The organism is Pedobacter cryoconitis (assembly GCF_014200595.1).
GTDB classification, from domain to species: domain Bacteria; phylum Bacteroidota; class Bacteroidia; order Sphingobacteriales; family Sphingobacteriaceae; genus Pedobacter; species Pedobacter cryoconitis_C.
Map to the genome: position 1 here is coordinate 322,271 of NZ_JACHCG010000006.1, position 14,476 is coordinate 336,746.

Consider the following 14,476-nt stretch of genomic DNA (forward strand, 5'->3'; position numbering starts at 1 on the left):
ATCAACTGAAAAGCCTTAAGCAAATTGCGGAAAGGCTTTTAAAATTTTAAAGACAACCCAAATGCTAAATTTTGTTCTCTTTGGCCCACCGGGTGCAGGTAAAGGCACCCAATCACAAAAATTGATTGATCGTTATCAATTGATACATATTTCTACAGGTGATCTTTTCAGAGCACACATCACTAATCAAAGCCCGCTTGGTAAACAAGTGAGTGCGCTTATAGCGGACGGACAGCTTGTCCCGGATGAGGTTACGATTGCTATGCTGGAAGAAGAAGTAGATAAGAATCCTGACGCTAAAGGATTTATCTTTGACGGTTTCCCGAGAACAGTAGCTCAGGCAGCAGCACTAGATGAATTTTTAGTAAGTAAGGGAAGTTCTATCGCAGTTGTAATTGCATTGGACGTTGACCAGGTTGAATTGACAAAACGGATTGCCGAACGTCAGAAATTAACCAACAGAGTTGATGATCATGCAGACAAGTTACAAAAGCGTATTGATGAGTATTTTAGCAAAACAGTTCATGTTTTGCCTTATTATGAAGCACAGAACAAATTAAGAAAAGTAAATGGCATAGGCCAGATCGATGAGATCTTTGCTGAGTTGTGCGAAGTGCTTGATAAATATTAATTAAATAATATAATGAATAGCGGGACGGATGTAAGTTCTTCCCGCTATTTCTATTAGTAAGAAAAAATAAAAGGTTATGTCACAGGGTTCGAATTTTGTAGATTATGTTAAGATATGCTGCCGTTCAGGAAAAGGAGGGTCAGGATCTTCGCATTTACACCGTGATAAGATGACCTCAACAGGTGGTCCGGATGGTGGTGATGGTGGTAGAGGCGGACATATTATCCTGAGAGGGAACGCTCAGTTCTGGACCCTTTTACACTTAAAATATCGCAAGCACATTCTTGCTACTGATGGCGGGCCTGGTTCAAGTTCTACCAGTACAGGTAAATCAGGTAAAGATGAATACCTTGATGTTCCCCTTGGAACTATCGCAAAAGATGCTGAAACCGGAGAAGATCTTTTTGAAATTACCGAAGACGGACAAACTGAAATCCTGACAGCAGGAGGCAGGGGAGGTCTTGGAAACTGGCATTTTAAAACTTCTACCCTGCAAACACCACGTTTCGCACAGCCTGGAGAATCAGGTACTGAACAATGGGTGGTGCTTGAATTAAAAGTTTTAGCTGATGTTGGTTTAGTTGGGTTCCCTAATGCTGGAAAATCCACTTTGCTTTCTGTAGTTTCAGCTGCTAAACCTGAAATTGCTGATTATCCTTTTACAACACTTGTTCCTAACCTGGGGATTGTATCTTACCGTGCGAATAAATCATTCGTAATGGCTGATATTCCTGGTATTATTGAAGGTGCATCAAAAGGAAAAGGTTTAGGATACCGTTTCTTACGTCATATTGAACGTAACTCTGTGCTTTTATTTATGGTTCCTGCTGATACTAACAGAACGATCACAGAAGAGTACGAAATTCTTAAATCAGAATTGCTCGACTACAATCCGGAGTTAATGCAAAAACCTCATTTATTGGCAATCACTAAATCTGATATGCTGGATGAAGAGCTGGTAGCAGAAATTAAGAAAGATCTTCCTGCAAATATTCCTTCTGTATTTATTTCTTCAGTTGCACAAAAAGGGCTTGTTGAGTTAAAGGATATGATTTGGCAGGCGATTGATGCAGATCAGACCTCTCCTTTGCCAAAATAAATTTTCTGATTTTTGTTGAATTATTTGTTATTATTCTTAATTATTTTTAAATTAGGGTTAACAATCAGTGCCTTACCATTTGCTCTTCTAATTCTTCCGCTTCTCATTCAGAATAGAATTTCTCCTGCAAATCAGAATAGGCACAGGTTTTGCACATCTTCAATTTAAATTTTTAATGTATGGATAAGAGATCATTTTATTTCCTTTTTACAGTAGTAGCTGCTTCGATGCTAATTTTAGGAACTTACAAAATCACCAAGAAAAAAAATCACAACCCGAATACACATAATCAGTCTACTAAAGTTATTAAGTAAAGGCTGCCATTTTTTAATGGCAGCCTTTACTTCCCATAGCATAACATCGCTATTAAAGGACAAAAACTCATTTCTGAGCAATATAATTTGTCTTCTATAATTTCTCGTGCTTTTCCTTAATCTTGAAGAGCTATTGGCTAATCATTTTAATTTTATTGATTAGCTTTGACTGATAATGATGTCAAAACTAAATCTTTTCGATTTTACCCAAAAGATTGATTATAAAGTAGAAATTCTTGCCGGTTTAACGGTCGCTATGACTATGATACCGGAATCCTTATCCTTTGCTATCCTTGGTGGATTTCCGCCTCTGGCCGGCTTATATGCTGCCTTTATTATGGGACTGTTCACTGCCGTTTTTGGAGGCAGGCCAGGTATGGTTTCAGGAGGTGCTGGTGCTACAGTAATTGTATTGATTGCCTTGATGAAATCTAATGGAATAGAATATGTCTTTGCTGCGGTTGCGTTAGCTGGAGTATTTCAAATATTGGTAGGGATCTTTAAGTTAGGCAAATTTATCAGGCTTGTTCCTCAACCCGTAATGTTTGGATTTGTAAACGGCCTTGCTATCATCATCTTTATGTCGCAGATAGAACAGTTCAAAACTGTCATCAACGGGCATTCAGCATGGCTTTCAGGTAACCCACTTTGGATTATGCTCGGTTTGGTTGCCTTGACTATAGCCATTGTCATTTTACTGCCTAAACTAACTAAAGCTGTTCCTTCTTCACTTGTCGCTATAATCGTTGTATTTATTATCGTATTGACATTAGGCATTGACACTAAGATTGTAAGGAATATTGCTGCGGTAAGTGGTGGTTTTCCTCCTTTTCATATTCCTTCGGTGCCCTTTAACCTGAATACGCTAAGTATCATCTTTCCATTTGCATTAATTATGGCAGGTGTAGGATTAACAGAAGGGTTGCTCACACTGAACCTGGTAGATGAAATTACGGAAACAAAAGGAAACAGCAGTAAGGAATGTATTGCACAAGGTGGAGCTAATATATTAAACGGTTTCTTCTTTGGAATGGGAGGTTGCCCGATGATTGCCCAGACGCTGGTTAACCTTTCAGCAGGATCAAGAGCGCGCTTATCGGGAATCGTCGCCGCTTTTACTATTCTGATCATCATTATCTGGGGTGCACCAATTATTGAAAGAGTACCCATGGCCGCGCTGGTAGGGGTAATGATTATGGTTGCGATAGGCACTTTTGAGTGGATGAGTTTCAGGATTATAAACAAAATGCCTAAACAGGATATTTTTGTAGGGATCATGGTGGCTGGAATTACGGTTTGGTTGCATAACCTGGCATTGGCTGTGTTGATTGGAGTAATTCTTTCAGCGCTCTTTTTTGCCTGGGATAATTCTAAACGTATACGTGTCAAAAAATATACAGATCCGGCAGGAGTGATGCATTACGAGTTATTTGGCCCCTTGTTTTTTGGATCGGTTACTACGTTTACTGAACAGTTTAATGTTTCTTCAGATCCGGAGCAGGTAGTGATAGACTTTAAAGAAAGCAGGATAGCAGATATGTCTGCCATAGATGCTATTCATAAATTAACAAAAAGGTATTTTGAAGCTAATAAAACTTTGCAATTGCGGCATCTGAGTGCAGATTGCAGGAGTTTATTACAAGATGCGGCAGCGGTAATTGAAGTTAATATTCTGGAGGATCCGAATTACTTGATTGCAACAGATAGAAAATAGAAAAATTAAAATCAGAACTTATGATAATCAGGAAAAAGGAAAACTGGCTAAGAATGCTTTTCATCTGGAAAGGATCTGTGTTACCTCAGATTCTTTTTCGATTGTCGCTCTTGTTATTGATTTCTATTGTCATAGTCTACTTCCGTGGCTCATTTTTTAATTATAAAATACAGCTGAACCCAGGACCTTTTACACTTTTTGGAATCGCACTTGCCATCTTCTTTGGTTTTAGAAATAATGTGAGTTACGACCGGTTTTGGGAAGGCAGAAAGTTGTGGGGATCACTATTGAATACCACACGCTCTTTAACCCGGCAAGCACAGACTCTTGTTCAAACAGCAGATGCCAAAGAGGTCAACACTTTTGTAGACTTGCTGATTTCATTTACTTATGCACTGAAGCATCAATTACGTCATACAGATGCTACAAATGATATAGCTGAAATTTCAGGTCAGAACTTAGCTGATCAGCTGAAGCCCGCAGTTTACAAACCTGCAATGCTGATCAAAGAAATGGGGCTTTGGGTGAAAAAGCAGCGGTTAAAAGGTGAGTTTGATTCCATTCTTACAGTCAGTTTCGACCATAATTTAAGTGAATTATCAAATATTTTAGGAGGGTGCGAGCGAATAGCCAGTACACCAATCCCATATACTTATAAAGTATTGCTTCATCGTACTGTTTATATCTACTGTTTTTTATTACCATTTGGTTTTGTAGATAGTCTGGGCTGGATGATGCCTGTTATAGTCTCTTTCATAGCCTATACTTTTGTTGCTTTAGAAGCTGTTGCGGATGAGCTGGAAGATCCCTTTGGATTAGAGCCAAATGACCTTGCGCTGAATTCACTTTGCAGGATGATAGAAAATACCTTATTGGAACTTTCTGAGCGTAAACTTAAAACACCAATACCTGAAAAGGATTATATATTGAACTAATGTCATTACGTACTATTTCTGCATAATAATCACAATAATTGGTTTTGAGCAGCGTTTAATTCTTCGATTTCCTATGGTAATTGCGATTGGCTAAGAGCTATTGTTAAAAATTGTTAATTATCAGACAGGAACTGATTGTTTTAGCGACATTTGAGTAGTAAACAGGTCATTTTAGACCTCGTAATCATACGAATTCGTTCATAATCAGGTCAGTTAGTGACTGTTTCCCCTTTAATACAGAAGAAATAAGCAGATTCTTAAACTGGCTCAATTTTTAGATAGATAATAATGTGTATCTGTTTCAGATACAGAAAAGAAAAACCCGTTCATACAGGTTTATATTTGGTTAGAAAAGGGATGTGTCTGGATGGAACATCCCTTTCTTGTTTTACGCTTCTTCCAGACTAATGCCCAATTTTCCTGTTATAGCTACAATATCTTCTTCACCAATATATTCGCTGATCTTCTGATCTTTTTCGATAGGAATACTTTCTCCTTCATCAGTAATGATCTCGCCATCTTCGACTAAGAAGACCCGATTCTTATCTCCCTGGAAATAACTAAAACCATAACTTGCAGAAGCTGTCTGTACAGTAAATGTATATACCGCAGTATTCAGTTCCTGTGATAATTCTCCGATCAAATCATCCTCAACTACATAAACCATCTCTGCGTCCCCGATTAAAGTCCAGTCATTTTCATATTTTGCTGTTGCTGATAATTCTTCCAGTACTTCCTGATCATCAACTCCGTCAAAATAATTCAAAATAGCAGCAACCTTTTCTAAATGATCAAGATGATTTCCTTTAATAGCGATTACCGCTTTTGAAAAACCCATAATTTTCTGATTAAATTCTTTCGTTATTTTTCTCTCAAGATAGAATATTCATTCATTAATAGTGAAAGTCCAAAAAAAAGGGATGCACTCCTAAAGAATGCATCCCTTTTTATCTAAAAACCTAAATATTCTAATTATATTTTATTAGCGCTGGTCAGAATTTCAGGAACCCCATCTGTTACTAATATAGTATGCTCATGCTGAGCAACAAAGCCGCCTTTATTTCCTTTCAAAGTCCAGCCATCAGCCTGTTCAATAGCCATGCTTGAAGTTGTAGCGATAAAAGTTTCTATAGCAACAGTTGAGTTTTTCTTAAACCTTTGTGTATTGTATTTATCATAGCAGTTCAAAATACAATCCGGTGCTTCATGCAGACTGCGTCCAACACCATGACCGGCTAAATTACGGATCACAGTAAAACCCTGTTTTCTAGCTTCAGTTTCTATTAACCTGCCTATATCGGCAATCTTAACACCACCTTTAATCTTGCTGATTGCTTTATAAAGGATATCCTTAGAAGCATCCACTAACGGCTGATGATTATTTATATCTTCTCCCAATACAAAAGAACCGCCATTGTCTGCCCAGAAACCATCCAGTTCAGCAGATACATCTATATTAACCAGATCACCATTCGCAAGTATTTTTTCTTCAGATGGAATACCATGTGCAGCCTCGTTATTAATGCTGATACAAGTCCATCCCGGAAATCCATAAGTTAATTTTGGAGCAGACTTCGCGCCATAATCAGCTAATATTTTCCCTCCGAATTCATCCAGCTCTTTAGTTGATATACCTGGCTGGGCGAATTCGCGCATTTGTCTGAGTGTATTTGCAACAGCGTCACTTACCCGTTGCATTCCTAATAATTCATCTGCTGATGTGATTGACATATAGTCGTCTATTTTAGTTAACAGTATACCTGATACCTGCAAAGATACAATAATTCTCTTTGAAGACTAAATAGACAATTGTCCCATAACCAGTCGAAGCCATACTAACCATAGCCTACAACTGATTTCTGGTAATCTTTCCTTTGACAATGAATAACCGGTTAATAGCTTGTTTATCCAGGATCGTATCTCCTTTATAATCTGAATTTGCCGCACGCAGAATAATCTTCCCCGGTGTATCATGCTCGAATAATAATTTTACAGTCGTAATACTGTTCGCACTTTCGTCTGCCATAATTAAATAAGCCTCTCCCCATTGGATAATGTCTTTGTTCACGACTTCTCTGATGGCAATGATCTCTCCGCTTGAATATTTCGGGAACATACTATCCCCATAGACAGGCAGATAAGCATCACAATCATTAAAAGGACGGAAATTCACATAATACTCTGGCTTTTCTTTTAAAAAGTTAAGCTCTCCTGATGAGAAATCTGAAGGATTCACATTAATGTAAGGCACACCTTCCTCAGGGTCAGTATTTAACTGATTTGTCTCTTTAAGCAGTTCATCTGTTGAATATATTTTTCCCACACCTGTGGCCAGCCAGCTTTCATTGATATGATAATACCTGATCACATCTTCCGATAGCCTTTTACCTATCATTCTCGAGCCATTTTCTATAGGCGAGAAGTTGTTTACGTGTTTAGCTATCGGGCTGTAGAATTCCTGAAGCGTCATTTTCTTTGCTAACCTGATTTCTTTCAATCTGGGGCCGAAATGTTGTCTTTGATTATCAGTCATTTATCTAATTGGGATAATTAATTGTTAATTTATTGCAGATTATAAAGTTAAGCTAAATTATCCTTAATTTATAATTTATTGCAAGATAAGAAATAAAATTCTTTTAAAGTATGCTGCCTGAATTATTATTTAAACATTATTGTTAATTTAACACGGATACAACCCTTATTTTAAGTTTTAGCGATGAACAGGGGAGAAGACTAAAATTAAACAGCTTCTAAATTGATATTTTTATAACTTTGGATGCATCAAATAACTAGCATATATGTATAAAACACTGCAACCTGTTCTTCAACAGGAATTAGAACAAATAGAAAAAGACGGGTTATACAAACGGGAAAGAGTAATCATCACTCCTCAGGGAGCTGATATCAAAGTAAGTACTGGTCAGGAAGTGGTGAATTTTTGCGCCAATAACTACCTGGGATTGTCTTCAGATCCAAGAGTAACTGCTGCTGCGAAAGCTGCAATTGATAAATATGGTTACGGAATGTCTTCTGTCCGTTTTATCTGTGGAACTCAGGATGTACATAAAGAATTAGAGCAAAAACTATCTGAATTCTTAGGTACCGAAGATACTATATTATATGCAGCAGCTTTTGATGCCAATGGAGGAGTCTTTGAACCCTTGTTTAACGATCAGGATGCGATTATCTCTGACGAACTGAACCATGCCTCTATCATTGACGGTGTGCGTTTATGTAAAGCAAAACGTTTCCGTTATAAACATAGTGATATGGCAGACCTGGAAGAGCAGTTAAAAGCAGCAGCTTCCTGTCGTCACCGTATTATCGTTACAGATGGTGCATTCTCGATGGATGGAACAATTGCACAACTAGATAAGATTTGTGATTTAGCAGATAAATATGAAGCGCTTGTGATGATTGATGAATCTCACTGTTCCGGATTTATGGGGAAAACAGGAAGAGGAACTCATGAACATTGTGGCGTAATCGATAGAATAGATATTATTACAGGTACTTTAGGTAAAGCACTGGGTGGTGCTTCCGGAGGTTTTACAGCAGGAAAAAAGGAAATTATTGATATGCTTCGTCAGCGTTCAAGACCTTATTTATTCTCTAATACACTGGCTCCTGCAATTGCAGGTGCTTCAGTTGCCGTATTGGAGCTGTTAAATGAAAGTACAGCACTAAGAGATAAATTAGAGCACAACACCCTTTATTTCCGTCAGAAAATGACAGAAGCAGGATTTGATATCAAAGAAGGTATTCATCCAATTGTGCCAGTGATGTTATATGACGCTAAACTTGCACAAGAATTTGCAGCAAAAATGCTGGAAGAAGGCATTTATGTAATTGGATTCTACTATCCTGTTGTTCCTCAGGGTAAAGCGCGTATCAGAGTACAGCTTTCTGCGGGTCATGAACAACACCATATAGACAAAGCAATTGCTGCTTTTATTAAAGTAGGTAAAGAATTAAAAGTAATCTCTTAGTTCATTCCGGATAGACTAAAGATCAGCCGCCATTCCTGTTCAGGGAATGGCGGTTTCTTATTTTAGCATCAAAAATAATTCGCATTTGCCCGTTATTAAGATATTAATGAAATAGCTGTATATTTGGCATCATGTTGCAAGCTAAGATTACAGAATATACTACGGAAATAAATGCTTTTTCTACGGAAAATGCAGACGAATTAGAACAGTTCAGAATAAAATTCCTTGGAACTAAGGGAATTATAAAAGATATTTTTGATGAATTTAAGGCTGTATCTCCGGAAGAAAAGAGAACACTGGGAAAGGTACTAAACGAGTTTAAACAACTTGCGGAAGCAAAGTATCAGGCACTTAAAGAACAAGACACTACAGAACTGAGCAGAAAAGATGCTGGCCTAGACTTAACACTTCCTGGTGCAGGCTTTGAAGTAGGTGCCCGTCACCCGCTGGCTTTAGTCAGAAGAGAGATTGTTGATATTTTCAGTAAACTTGGATTTGTTGTAGCCGAAGGACCTGAAATAGAAGACGACTGGCATAACTTTTCTGCCTTAAACTTTCCTGAAGAACACCCGGCAAGAGATATGCAGGATACCTTTTTTATCAAAAAAGGCGGAGAGCATGGAGATATCGCATTAAGAACACACACTTCTTCGGTACAGGTGAGAATGATGGAAGCCGGGAAACCGCCTTTCAGAGCATTAATGCCAGGCCGTGTTTATCGTAATGAAGCGATCTCAGCCAGAGCACACTGTTTCTTCCACCAGGTAGAAGGATTGTATGTGGATGAGAATGTATCCTTCGCAGATTTAAAACAAACCTTGTTCTATTTCGTACAGGAATTATACGGTGAAGGTACTAAAGTACGTTTCCGCCCTTCTTATTTCCCTTTCACAGAACCTTCTGCGGAAATGGATATTTCTTGTACCATTTGTAAAGGAGCAGGTTGTCAATTGTGTAAATATAGCGGCTGGGTAGAAATACTGGGTTGTGGTATGGTAGATCCTAATGTATTGGAAAACTGTGGTATTGACAGTAAAAAATATAGCGGTTTCGCTTTCGGTATGGGTATCGAGCGTATTGCAAACTTAAAATTTGAGATCAAAGACTTACGCTTGTTCTCAGAAAACGATCAGCGTTTCCTGAAACAATTTAAAACTTCGTTGATTTAACCCTTATCTATGAGAAAAATTGCAGGCCTTCTTTTCGTACTTTTTTTATTTTCCTCGTGTGGAAAGCAGACCAATATGGTGCCTAACGTAGGTGTTGATATTATCGGTTTCTTTACTCCAGGACAGTTATCAGATCTGAAAGCGAAGGGTGCAATTTTAATTGATGGAGGGGTTGCAGGAGTGATCATTGCCTACAATGTAAGTCTTGATGGTAGTGGGGGCTATAGTTATAAAGCCTATGACCGTTGCAGTACTGTAAATCCTGAAAACAGGTGTGCAGTGACCATAGAAAATCCCTATAATGTAGTTGATCCATGCTCAGGTTCAAAATTCTCATTGATAGATGGCACCCCAACAAAAGCACCTGCTAAAATAGCATTGAGAACATATAATATAACCATTTCAGGAAATAACAGTTACCGAGTCACTAATTGATGGAACCAGAAAAAATTAAAGAGAGCATCATTAGAGCTGCCAAAGAACTATTCAGGAAATATGGTTATCATAAGACCAGCGTAAATGAGATTGCAAAAAAGGCAAGAATCGCCAAAGCAACCATTTATAAATATTTCGAAAGCAAGGAACAAGTATTAGATGCTATTCTGATGGATTACCTTGACCTTAATTTACATGAAATATTAAAAAACAAAGCGCAGTTTGTTGATGAAGAAGAACACCTGAAAGCTTTGGTCATGAAAACCTGCCGGCTCACCTATACCGTTTGCAACGAATTTATCGGGTGGGATTTTGTCAGGGAAAATGCCAATTCACAAGAGTTCCTTAAACATCTTTCAGACCAGCTGGAATCCTTACTGCTTTCCGCCTACCTTGGCCTGGATCATTTCAAAAATAACCCATCCAGAAGAGAAGGACTTGCGTTCTTATTGAAAGCAAGTAAAAGCATAGTCTTCTCTTTTGCCTTTACCTCTGTAAGCGACTCAGACGTTCGCAAGAACTTTGTCAGCTTCCAAAAAGAAATGCTGCCCTTTCTGGTTAAAGCCGCACTTTAGGCCCAACGTATAAATTGTTTATAATTTATTAATATCAAGCGTGTATACCAATTTGGTTTTCGGTATATAAACCTCTATATTTACTTTGTAACATCACTACAATGAGCAAAGAGGTTTTAGAAATTACCATTCTGGTAGAAGAGAAATTCGATGTCAGCTTTAACCTTGACGGAGGTCTTTTAGGAATTATCCTGAAGATTTTCGGAATTGGGGGCTGAACAGTCAATTTCACCACGCTGATGGGTATAATTATATCCGGATAAAATCATTGTGCCCTGATTATCCGTTGTAAATTTATCATCTTACTATTCAGGAAGCTAAAAAAAATAGGAACTGTTAAATACAAGTTTTAGCTTTGCAGCAGAATGAGTAGAAATAGAAAAGCTGGAACGGTTACCATCCTGCCCAATTTAAGTATAATTGATATTGCTGAAGAAGGCAAAGGAGTAGCCAAAGCAGATGAATTAGTTGTGTTTGTAGATAAAGCCGTACCAGGTGATATCGTTGATGTCAAAATCGTAAAAAAGAAAAAGAATTTTGCAGAAGCAGTAATTGAAACACTGCATACCGCTTCAGACCTGCGGACAGATCCATTCTGCGAGCATTTTGGTACTTGTGGAGGCTGTAAATGGCAACACATGCAATATGATGCACAACTGCACTTCAAACAAAAGAACGTTGAAGCAGCACTACAGCGTCTTGCAAAAGTAGATACTTCCTCAATGGAACCAATTTTAGGTTCTGCTGAAAATAAATATTACCGTAATAAACTTGAATATACTTTCTCTAACAAACGCTGGTTAAACGCGCAGGATATGACAGACCGTGACGATCTGGAAATGAATGCACTTGGTTTCCACGTTCCGTTACGTTTTGATAAAATTCTTGATATTCAACACTGCTACCTGCAAGCAGAACCATCAAATACCTTAAGAAATGAAGTAAGGGCCTATGCCCTTAAAAATCACTTAAGCTTTTATGACCTCCGTAACCACGAAGGAAGCCTGAGAAACCTGATCATCCGTACCTCTTCTACAGGAGAAGTTATGGTTGTAGTTGTTTTTGCTTATGCAGAACCAGAACAAGTGAACGGATTAATGGAGCACCTGAAAGTTAATTTCCCTGAAATAACTTCCCTGCTTTACATTCTTAATCAGAAAAAGAACGATACTATATTTGATCAGGATGTGATCACCTATGCAGGAAGAGACTACATCTTCGAAGAAATGAACGGGCTTAAATTTAAGATCGGAGCGAAATCATTTTACCAGACCAACTCACTGCAAGCACACGAACTCTATAAAATCACTAAAGAATTTGCAGGCTTTAAAGGTGATGAATTAGTTTATGACCTTTACACAGGTGCAGGAACAATCGCCAACTTTATTGCAGGTAGTGTAAAACAGGTTATCGGTGTAGAATATGTACCAACAGCTATAGAAGATGCCAAATTCAACTCAGAATTGAATGGTATTGAAAACACTGTTTTCTATGCAGGTGACATGAAAGATATTCTGACTACAGACTTTATTGCAGCACACGGTAAACCGGATGTAGTGATTACTGATCCGCCGCGCGCAGGAATGCATACCGATGTCGTAGAAAGATTATTAGAAATGGAAGCAGAGAAAATCGTTTATGTAAGCTGTAACGCAGCCACACAAGCAAGAGATCTGGCTTTACTGAAAGAGAAATATGAAGTAAGCCGTATTAAACCGGTTGACATGTTCCCGCATACACAACACGTGGAGAACGTAGTTTTATTAAATCTGATCAAATAAATAATATGGATATAGAAGAGTTATTGCCTCAACAGCCTGAAGAAGGGAAAACTGAGAAAAAGGTTAGCCCGCTAGTTAGCCTGGAAAAGGATCTGGAACTTTATGCAGAATCTATCAGGGAAATTGCATTAGAGATTATTGCTGAAGGCGTATCTCTGAATCCGATATTCGTAGCCCACCAGCATACCGTATCTATAGGAGAAATGATTTTAAACAAAGAAGAACTGAATACCAATTGGAATATCCAGGCTTCGATGGTAGAAGAATTTATAGAAAAAGGGATCATAAAACCTGAGCTTAAAGAACTCTTCCTGAAGAATTATAAAAAGCCAGAAGACTTTATGTGTGTATTTGTCATTGTTCCTGAAGGGGCCAATTTCATATTTTACCCTTATAAAAAGTAATAAAAATATAAAATCAATAAAAAACCCCTGACCAATGGCAATAGGTCAGGGGTTTGCTTTTAAAAACTCAAAAATTAATTGATCCTGTTCACATTACCACTTCTGGAAGAGTTGTTTTTTAAACTTGCCCCTCCTTTATAATTGATACTACCACCACTGCTTGAAGTCGTTTCCAGTGCTTTTGCCACATTGATTTCAATATCCCCACCAGAACTCGCCGTTGCATTTGCGTAGTCAGTTTTTAGGTCTAAAGCTTTCACACCAGCGCCAGAACTTGCTTTAACATCCAGATTGGAAGCTGTTCCGGAAAAAGAAGAGGAAGCACCGCTGCTCGCTTTGATCTGAAGGTCTTTACAAGCAATACTCGCATTCAGACTTGCACCCGAAGAAATCTTAACATCAAGCGAACCAGTTTTTAAAGTGTTTTCAGTTTTTAAAGAACTTCCACTGCTCGCAGCAATACTATTTAGCGTTTTATAAGTGATATACACCTTGGCGCTTTTATTTTTCATAAAATTTGAACCATGATTTTCTTTCCAGGTCACTTTTACATTTCCTCCATTGTTTTCTACAACGACTTCGTTGATAAAATCTTTATTGGCTACAATTTTAGCAGACTCCGTATTGCCCTGGGTAATAAATAAATCAATTCCTGCATGGACACTTACCCCCGAAACATTACTTAAAGCTATGTTTTTAGTATCCTGAGCTTTTAAAGTAAATGCACTGAAAGAAGCAGTGATCAGTAAAAGCAGTGTTGGTTTGAGTAAAAAATTCGACTTCATCATCTTAGTTTTATTGGTTTATACAAATTAGACGCACAGACCTTGTAAACGTTGCACCATTTTGAAATTATTTTTCTGATATTTGGTTGAGATAATAAATCCTTCTTTTTGTCCCTTAAAACAATCATAATTTAGATGGCCGATTCACAATTACTTATTTTAGATAAAAAACAGATTCAGCAGAAAATTAACCGTATGGCTTATCAGATCCTGGAGGACAATTTAAATGAGAAGGAAATTGTACTTGCAGGCATATGGGACAGAGGCTATAAACTTGCCCTCAGACTGAAAGCTGTTTTGGAGGAAATCTCTGAGCTGACGGTGACTATGCTTAGAATTGATCTGGAAAAAGAGAACAGCTGCCTTAAAGCAACAACTGATCTGGAACCAGCTAAAGTGAAAAATAAAGTGATTATCCTGGTTGATGATGTATTAAATAGCGGAAAAACCCTGGCTTACGGTTTTGGCGTATTTCTGAATACCCCGCATAAAAAGATCCGTACCGTGGTACTGGTAGACAGGAGTCATAAAATATACCCGGTAGCGACCGATTTCGTAGGTTTGCAGATGGCTACAGTATTAAAAGAGCATGTAGATGTAGTCCTTGATGTAGCAGGGCAGGAGGATGGTGTTTATTTAAGCTAG

The 14,476-nt window shown here is 38.0% G+C and carries 16 protein-coding genes; 12 read left to right on the forward strand and 4 right to left on the reverse strand.

All coding sequences use genetic code 11. The features are described 5' to 3' along the window. Positions 1-61: 61 nt before the first annotated feature. From HDE70_RS25850 to HDE70_RS25865, 4 genes are all read left to right on the forward strand, one after another. Entirely contained in the window at positions 62-631 is a 570-nt protein-coding gene (locus HDE70_RS25850) for an adenylate kinase (RefSeq protein WP_183892262.1), read from the forward strand. Positions 632-707: 76 nt separating this feature from the next. Beyond that, entirely contained in the window at positions 708-1,730 is a 1,023-nt protein-coding gene (obgE, locus tag HDE70_RS25855; RefSeq protein WP_183868759.1) for a GTPase ObgE, read from the forward strand. A 489-nt stretch (positions 1,731-2,219) separates the two neighbouring features. Further along, positions 2,220-3,758, forward strand: a complete 1,539-nt coding sequence (locus HDE70_RS25860; protein ID WP_183892263.1) for a SulP family inorganic anion transporter — start codon at positions 2,220-2,222, stop codon at positions 3,756-3,758. 20 nt (positions 3,759-3,778) lie between these two features. Further along, entirely contained in the window at positions 3,779-4,693 is a 915-nt protein-coding gene (locus tag HDE70_RS25865) for a bestrophin family protein (protein ID WP_183868763.1), read from the forward strand. 388 nt (positions 4,694-5,081) lie between these two features. Here the strand turns inward: HDE70_RS25865 and HDE70_RS25870 are convergent, their stop codons facing one another. From HDE70_RS25870 to HDE70_RS25880, 3 genes are all read right to left on the reverse strand, one after another. Next, positions 5,082-5,531 carry a hypothetical protein gene (locus HDE70_RS25870; protein ID WP_183892264.1) on the reverse strand — a complete coding sequence of 150 codons (450 nt, stop codon included), beginning with the start codon at positions 5,529-5,531 and terminating at the stop codon, positions 5,082-5,084. 134 nt (positions 5,532-5,665) lie between these two features. Next, positions 5,666-6,424: a type I methionyl aminopeptidase gene (gene map, locus HDE70_RS25875; RefSeq protein WP_183868767.1), complete on the reverse strand. Its 759-nt coding sequence runs from the start codon at positions 6,422-6,424 to the stop codon at positions 5,666-5,668. A 115-nt stretch (positions 6,425-6,539) separates the two neighbouring features. Further along, a complete protein-coding gene (locus HDE70_RS25880; RefSeq protein WP_183868769.1) occupies positions 6,540-7,226 on the reverse strand; it encodes an XRE family transcriptional regulator in 687 nt (228 codons plus the stop codon). Between the two features lie 265 nt (positions 7,227-7,491). Here HDE70_RS25880 and kbl point away from each other — a divergent pair, with 265 nt between their 5' ends. The 7 genes from kbl (at position 7,492) to HDE70_RS25915 (ending at position 13,046) form a co-directional block, all read left to right on the forward strand. Then, positions 7,492-8,682, forward strand: a complete 1,191-nt coding sequence (gene kbl, locus HDE70_RS25885; protein WP_183868771.1) for a glycine C-acetyltransferase — start codon at positions 7,492-7,494, stop codon at positions 8,680-8,682. Between the two features lie 128 nt (positions 8,683-8,810). Continuing rightward, positions 8,811-9,851, forward strand: coding sequence for a phenylalanine--tRNA ligase subunit alpha (gene pheS / locus HDE70_RS25890; RefSeq protein ID WP_409339011.1), 1,041 nt, complete (start codon positions 8,811-8,813; stop codon positions 9,849-9,851). A gap of 9 nt (positions 9,852-9,860) precedes the next feature. Then, positions 9,861-10,286: a hypothetical protein gene (locus HDE70_RS25895; protein WP_183892265.1), complete on the forward strand. Its 426-nt coding sequence runs from the start codon at positions 9,861-9,863 to the stop codon at positions 10,284-10,286. Next, on the forward strand, positions 10,286-10,861 hold the full coding sequence (locus tag HDE70_RS25900) for a TetR/AcrR family transcriptional regulator (RefSeq protein ID WP_068406893.1): 576 nt from the start codon (positions 10,286-10,288) through the stop codon (positions 10,859-10,861). The genes HDE70_RS25895 and HDE70_RS25900 overlap by 1 nt, the downstream gene beginning before the upstream one ends. A 101-nt stretch (positions 10,862-10,962) precedes the next feature. Continuing rightward, positions 10,963-11,079 (forward strand): phenylalanyl-tRNA synthetase subunit alpha, encoded by a 117-nt coding sequence (locus tag HDE70_RS25905; protein WP_183868776.1) that lies wholly within the window; start codon positions 10,963-10,965, stop codon positions 11,077-11,079. Between the two features lie 147 nt (positions 11,080-11,226). Further along, the gene (gene rlmD / locus HDE70_RS25910) at positions 11,227-12,642 is read left to right on the forward strand and encodes a 23S rRNA (uracil(1939)-C(5))-methyltransferase RlmD (protein ID WP_183892266.1); all 1,416 of its coding nucleotides are present in this window, start codon (positions 11,227-11,229) and stop codon (positions 12,640-12,642) included. A 5-nt stretch (positions 12,643-12,647) separates the two neighbouring features. Then, on the forward strand, positions 12,648-13,046 hold the full coding sequence (locus tag HDE70_RS25915) for a hypothetical protein (protein WP_183868780.1): 399 nt from the start codon (positions 12,648-12,650) through the stop codon (positions 13,044-13,046). A gap of 74 nt (positions 13,047-13,120) precedes the next feature. Here the strand turns inward: HDE70_RS25915 and HDE70_RS25920 are convergent, their stop codons facing one another. Beyond that, positions 13,121-13,834: a head GIN domain-containing protein gene (locus HDE70_RS25920; protein WP_183892267.1), complete on the reverse strand. Its 714-nt coding sequence runs from the start codon at positions 13,832-13,834 to the stop codon at positions 13,121-13,123. 132 nt (positions 13,835-13,966) lie between these two features. Here HDE70_RS25920 and HDE70_RS25925 point away from each other — a divergent pair, with 132 nt between their 5' ends. Then, entirely contained in the window at positions 13,967-14,476 is a 510-nt protein-coding gene (locus HDE70_RS25925; RefSeq protein ID WP_183868784.1) for a phosphoribosyltransferase family protein, read from the forward strand.

What these genes read in the sequence shown, in the direction of transcription:
- HDE70_RS25850 (WP_183892262.1), top strand. Translation starts at nt 62, where the DNA reads ATGCTAAATTTTGTTCTCTTTGGCCCACCGGGTGCAGGTAAAGGCACC.
- obgE (WP_183868759.1), top strand. Translation starts at nt 708, where the DNA reads ATGTCACAGGGTTCGAATTTTGTAGATTATGTTAAGATATGCTGCCGT.
- HDE70_RS25860 (WP_183892263.1), top strand. Translation starts at nt 2,220, where the DNA reads ATGATGTCAAAACTAAATCTTTTCGATTTTACCCAAAAGATTGATTAT.
- HDE70_RS25865 (WP_183868763.1), top strand. Translation starts at nt 3,779, where the DNA reads ATGATAATCAGGAAAAAGGAAAACTGGCTAAGAATGCTTTTCATCTGG.
- HDE70_RS25870 (WP_183892264.1), bottom strand. Translation starts at nt 5,531, where the DNA reads ATGGGTTTTTCAAAAGCGGTAATCGCTATTAAAGGAAATCATCTTGAT.
- map (WP_183868767.1), bottom strand. Translation starts at nt 6,424, where the DNA reads ATGTCAATCACATCAGCAGATGAATTATTAGGAATGCAACGGGTAAGT.
- HDE70_RS25880 (WP_183868769.1), bottom strand. Translation starts at nt 7,226, where the DNA reads ATGACTGATAATCAAAGACAACATTTCGGCCCCAGATTGAAAGAAATC.
- kbl (WP_183868771.1), top strand. Translation starts at nt 7,492, where the DNA reads ATGTATAAAACACTGCAACCTGTTCTTCAACAGGAATTAGAACAAATA.
- HDE70_RS25895 (WP_183892265.1), top strand. Translation starts at nt 9,861, where the DNA reads ATGAGAAAAATTGCAGGCCTTCTTTTCGTACTTTTTTTATTTTCCTCG.
- HDE70_RS25900 (WP_068406893.1), top strand. Translation starts at nt 10,286, where the DNA reads ATGGAACCAGAAAAAATTAAAGAGAGCATCATTAGAGCTGCCAAAGAA.
- HDE70_RS25905 (WP_183868776.1), top strand. Translation starts at nt 10,963, where the DNA reads ATGAGCAAAGAGGTTTTAGAAATTACCATTCTGGTAGAAGAGAAATTC.
- rlmD (WP_183892266.1), top strand. Translation starts at nt 11,227, where the DNA reads ATGAGTAGAAATAGAAAAGCTGGAACGGTTACCATCCTGCCCAATTTA.
- HDE70_RS25915 (WP_183868780.1), top strand. Translation starts at nt 12,648, where the DNA reads ATGGATATAGAAGAGTTATTGCCTCAACAGCCTGAAGAAGGGAAAACT.
- HDE70_RS25920 (WP_183892267.1), bottom strand. Translation starts at nt 13,834, where the DNA reads ATGATGAAGTCGAATTTTTTACTCAAACCAACACTGCTTTTACTGATC.
- HDE70_RS25925 (WP_183868784.1), top strand. Translation starts at nt 13,967, where the DNA reads ATGGCCGATTCACAATTACTTATTTTAGATAAAAAACAGATTCAGCAG.